Consider the following 4,040-nt stretch of genomic DNA (forward strand, 5'->3'; position numbering starts at 1 on the left):
GAACGAGAAGACAACATGGGTGACAGTCTACGGACTGGAACAGGCAAAAAAGGATGTGGCGGAATATTCAGAGGAGGCAATGGCCATTCTGGCGCAAATGGCAGGAGTGACGGAGCCTGAGAAGTCATTTTTATATGATTTTGTTGAATATCTGATCCATAGGAACAAATAACGGAAGATAATAGAGGTGTGAAGAATGTCTGGGTATTTGGACAGAATCAATGAAGCCAATGATATAAAGAAAATAGAACCGGAAGCTTATGATGCACTGGCCTCAGAGATACGGTCGTTTATTATAGAGTCTGTTAGTGAACATGGCGGCCATCTGGCATCCAATCTCGGCGTTGTAGAATTGACCATGGCACTGCATTTGTGTATGGATTTCCCGAATGACAAGCTGATCTGGGATGTGGGACATCAGGCTTATACCCATAAGCTGCTGACAGGACGTAAAGAGGACTTCAGCGGACTGCGTACTTTCGGCGGCATGAGCGGTTTTCCGAAGCATAAAGAGAGCCCTTGCGACGCTTTTGATACAGGACACAGTTCCACATCTATCTCAGCAGCACTGGGTTATGCAAGAGCCAGGGATCTGAAAGGTGAGGACAGGACCGTTGTGGCTGTTATCGGTGACGGTTCCCTGACCGGCGGTATGGCCTACGAGGCACTGAATAACGTATCCCATCTGAAGAGCAATATGATCATTGTTTTAAATGATAATAAGATGTCGATTTCAGAGAATGTCGGCGGATTGTCGAAGCATCTGACAGCCCTCCGGACAAGAGAATCTTATATGGACTTCAAGATGGATGTGGAAAAGAAACTGAAACAGATCCCGCATGTGGGTGATTCTGTTGCCAGAAGTGTGAAGAAATCCAAAGATTCCATCAGACAGCTTTTTGTGAAGGGCGGTTTTTTTGAGGATTTCGGTATTAAGTATATCGGACCGATTGACGGGCATGATATTAAAGAGATGGTGCGTGTACTGAATGCGCTGAAACGGCTGAATGAGCCGGTGGTCATGCATGTGGTGACACAGAAAGGCCGGGGCTATGTGCCGGCTGAGCAGAATCCTTCAGCCTTTCACGGCGTGGGCAGTTTTGATATTGCAACAGGTGAATCCCTTGCAAGTAAAAGTTTGACCTATACATCTGTTTTTTCAAAAACCATATGCAGACTGGGCAAGGCCCATCCGGATGTGGTAACGATCTGTGCGGCGATGCCGGATGGCACCGGGCTGATTGCATTTAAAAAGCATTTTCCAGGTAGATTTTTTGATGTGGGCATTGCAGAACAGCATGCAGTCACTTTTGCAGCAGGACTGGCGGCCGGTGGCATGCATCCTTTTGTGGCAGTGTATTCATCTTTCCTGCAGCGGGCGTATGACCAGATTATCCACGATGTGTGTATTCAGAACCTGCCGGTTGTATTCTGCGTGGATAGAGCCGGACTGGTTGGTGCTGATGGTGAGACTCATCAGGGCATATTTGACCTGTCTTATTTGTCGATGATACCGAATATGACCGTCTGTGCACCGAAGAATAAATACGAATTGTATGATATGCTTTATTTTGCCTATCAGTATCATGGGCCGATCGCCATTCGATATCCGAGGGGCAGTGCCTATGAAGGCTTTAAGAACATGCGGCCGCCGATTGAATACGGCAAGAGTGAGCTGATGTTTGAGGGTGAGAAGATTGCCCTTGTGGCAGTGGGCAGTATGGTTCAGACTGCTGTGCAGGTTCGTGAGAAACTGCTGGATAAGGGAATTAACGCAACGGTTGTGAATGCCCGTTTTGTCTGTCCACTGGACACAGAATGTCTGGACAGACTGAGCAGAGATCACCAGTGGATCGTCACCATGGAAGAGAATGTCTTAAAGGGTGGTTTTGGTGAAGCCTGCGGCGATTATCTGTTGGCAAAGCATGAAGATGTCAGACTGATCCATGTGGGTGTTCCGGATGTCTATGTGGAACACGGCGGAGTGGACCAGTTGAAGAAAACACTGCATATGGATGCAGATTCAATTGTTGAACGCATCTGCAGTGCAATGTCTGATGCAAATGATTAATAGATTAAGCACATTTTGAATGATACAGAGTCGAAATTGGAGAGGAATGGATAGACCAACATGAAAGAGAGACTGGATGTACTTCTGGTAAAGCGGAATCTGGCTGAATCCAGAGAAAAGGCCAAGGCCATTATTATGTCCGGCAATGTATTTGTCAATGGCAACAGGGAAGACAAAGCCGGAACAACGTTTGATGAGGAGAAGGCACAGATAGAGATTAAGGGACATACCTTGCCTTATGTCAGCAGAGGCGGTTTGAAGCTTGAGAAAGCCATTGAGGTTTTCGGAGTAGATGTCAAAGGCAAGGTTTGTATGGATATCGGTGCTTCCACCGGAGGATTTACGGACTGCATGCTGCAAAATGGTGCAGATCATGTATATTCTATTGATGTGGGTCGGGGACAGCTGGCATGGAAGCTTCGTCAGGATCCGAGGGTTATCTGTATGGAGAAAACGAATATTCGTTATGTGACATCTGAACAGATACCGGAGAAGATAGACTTTGCATCAGTGGATGTTTCCTTTATTTCACTGAAGAAGGTGCTGGGACCGGCAAGGGAACTGCTTCAGGATGATGCCAGAATGGTATGTCTGATCAAGCCTCAGTTTGAGGCCGGAAGAGAAAAAGTCGGCAAAAAGGGTGTAGTCAGAGACAAGGCGGTTCATCTGGAAGTGATTGAGATGATCCTTCAGTTTGTGACATCCATTCATTTTGAAATATTGAATTTGGACTATTCACCGATCAAGGGGCCTGAGGGCAACATTGAATATCTGGTTTATATCAGAAAGCGTCCGGAGGATTATCCTTTGGGAGCGTGGACGGTGGATCCTGCAGAAGTGGTTGATCGTGCCCATGAGGAGTTAGCAAAGGGATAAATCCCAATCCCATAAGTGACGGAGGATTCAAATGAAGAAATTTGCTTTGCTGACCAACTATTCCAAAGACAAGAGACTTGTCTATACACGGATGATCAAGACTTATATTACGGAAAATGGAGGCAGCTACTGGATACCGAGATATATCAGTGAGCCTGATAAAGATGGTGATCAGCGCTATGATTTCAGTGACATGCCGGAGGATATTGAGTGTGTGCTTGTTCTGGGCGGAGACGGAACGCTGCTTCAGGCAGCCAGAGAGCTGCTTCAGCGGCATATTCCGCTGCTTGGCATTAATCTCGGAACACTGGGATTCCTGACTTCGGCTGAGAAGAGTGAACTGCCGAAATGTCTGGACAGTGTGCTGGATGACAGTTGTTCCATTGATGAGCGCATGATGCTTGAAGGTGTTGCTTATCATGGCTCTGAGAAGATACAGATGAATATTGCCCTCAATGATGTGATCATTGCCCGGGCCGGATTTTCAAGACTGGTGGAATTGAAGATTTATGTTAATGGTGAGCTTTTGAGCATCTATAATGCAGACGGCATCATCGTTTCCACGCCGACCGGATCTACGGGCTACAGCCTTTCCGCAGGCGGTCCGATTATTTTTCCGCAGACGGATGTGATAGTGATCACACCGATCTGTCCGCATTCATTACAGGCAAGAAGTCTTGTCGTGTCCGGTGAGGACAGGATCATGATTGAGATCGGCAGAAGAAGAAAGACACAGAAAGAAGAAGCAATGGTAACCTTTGACGGCAGAAGTGCACAGGAGCTGGAAACAGGTGACCGTATTGAGATATATAAGGCACAGGAGACAACGCAGCTGATCAGATTAAAGGGAAGAAGCTTTTATCAGGCTCTTCAGAACAAAATCGGCACGGCATAAAGGGTGGGTATTATAATGAAATTAAAAAGACATGAGAAGATTATTGAGTTGGTGAATAAATATGAGATTGAAACACAGGAAGAACTGGCCTCTTTGCTGAATCAGGCCGGTTTTCGCGTGACTCAGGCTACAATTTCAAGAGATATCCGTGAATTGCGTTTATCAAAGGTCAACAGCCATGACGGCAAGCAGAAATAT

The 4,040-nt window shown here is 46.4% G+C and carries 4 protein-coding genes; all 4 read left to right on the forward strand.

The genetic code is table 11. The features are described 5' to 3' along the window. The first annotated feature begins 196 nt into the window (after positions 1–196). Positions 197–2,071, forward strand: a complete 1,875-nt coding sequence (gene dxs / locus WMO25_RS15680; RefSeq protein WP_349086105.1) for a 1-deoxy-D-xylulose-5-phosphate synthase — start codon at positions 197–199, stop codon at positions 2,069–2,071. Between the two features lie 60 nt (positions 2,072–2,131). After that, the gene (locus WMO25_RS15685) at positions 2,132–2,947 is read left to right on the forward strand and encodes a TlyA family RNA methyltransferase (protein WP_215688965.1); all 816 of its coding nucleotides are present in this window, start codon (positions 2,132–2,134) and stop codon (positions 2,945–2,947) included. Between the two features lie 31 nt (positions 2,948–2,978). Next, positions 2,979–3,842, forward strand: coding sequence for an NAD(+)/NADH kinase (locus WMO25_RS15690; RefSeq protein WP_349086107.1), 864 nt, complete (start codon positions 2,979–2,981; stop codon positions 3,840–3,842). A 15-nt stretch (positions 3,843–3,857) separates the two neighbouring features. Beyond that, positions 3,858–4,040: arginine repressor (locus WMO25_RS15695; RefSeq protein ID WP_494337445.1), on the forward strand; the 183-nt coding region annotated here is incomplete at its 3' end.

The organism is Coprococcus intestinihominis (genome assembly GCF_040096555.1).
GTDB classification, from domain to species: Bacteria; Bacillota; Clostridia; order Lachnospirales; family Lachnospiraceae; genus Coprococcus_A; species Coprococcus_A intestinihominis.